1 protein-coding gene is annotated in these 990 nt (G+C 70.7%); it reads left to right on the top strand.

The genetic code is table 11. The annotated features are described in order from the left end of the window. Positions 1-963: ABC transporter substrate-binding protein (locus AC27KI_RS25780; RefSeq protein WP_487116669.1), on the top strand; the 963-nt coding region annotated here is incomplete at its 5' end. Positions 964-990 lie beyond the last annotated feature (27 nt).

Raw genomic sequence — 990 nt, 5'->3', positions numbered from 1 at the left:
GGTGCCGCCGCCGCGCTGGGCCTGCCGGCCCTGGCGCGGCCATCGGCTGCGGGGCCCGACCTGTCCGGCGTCACCTTGCGCATCGGCACCTACAAGGGCCTGTGGCGCCCACTGATCAGCGCGGCCGGCCTGGCCAACACGCCCTACCGCATCGAGTGGCGCGAGTTGAACAACGGCGTGCTGCACATCGAGGCCATCAACGGCGATGCGCTGGACCTGGGGTCGGGCAGCGAGATTCCCGCGCTGTTCGCGGCGCGGCAGAAGGCCCAGGTGCGCTTCGTGGCCGTGACGCGCGAGGATTTGAACAACCAGGTCACGCTCGCCCGAAAGGATGCACCCATCCAGCGCATCGCCGATCTGAAGGGCAAGCGTGTGGGCTATGTGCGGGCCACCACCTCGCATTACTTCCTGAGCCGCCAGCTGGCCGAGGCGGGCCTGTCGTTCGCGGACATCACGCCGGTCAGCCTCACGCCGTCCGATGGCCTGTCGGCCTTCGACCGGGGCGACCTGGATGCCTGGGCCATCTACGGCTACAACGGGCAGATCGCCCGGCTGCGCTACGGCGCGCGGGTGCTCAAGACCGGGGTGGGCTACCTGTCGGGCAACTTTCCGCTCTACGCCAACCCCCGCGCGCTGGCCGATCCGCTGCGCCATGCGGCATTGGCCGACTACCTGCAGCGGCTGCGCCGCGCCTACCTGTGGGCCAATGGCAACTACCTGGACTACGCGCGGGCCCAGGCCGCCGAAACCCGGGTGCCGGTGGGCGATCTGATCGAGCTGTGGAACAACCGCAGCACCGACTACGACCTGCGCCCCGTGACCGAGGCCGTGGTGCAGGGCCACCAGTCCGTGGCCGATGCTTTCCTGCAACTGGGCGTGCTCGACGGCAAGGCCCAGGTGGCGCCGCTGTGGGACCGCAGCTTCGGCCCGGTGCTGGCGGGCGCGGACCCCGCCGCCGCCTGAGCACCGCGCGCCACACGATCAGATCGT

Source organism: Acidovorax sp. KPB24-03 (assembly GCF_057546605.1).
The sequence above is the reverse complement of the archived record's forward strand: the minus strand, read 5'-3'. Positions and strand labels throughout refer to the sequence as shown.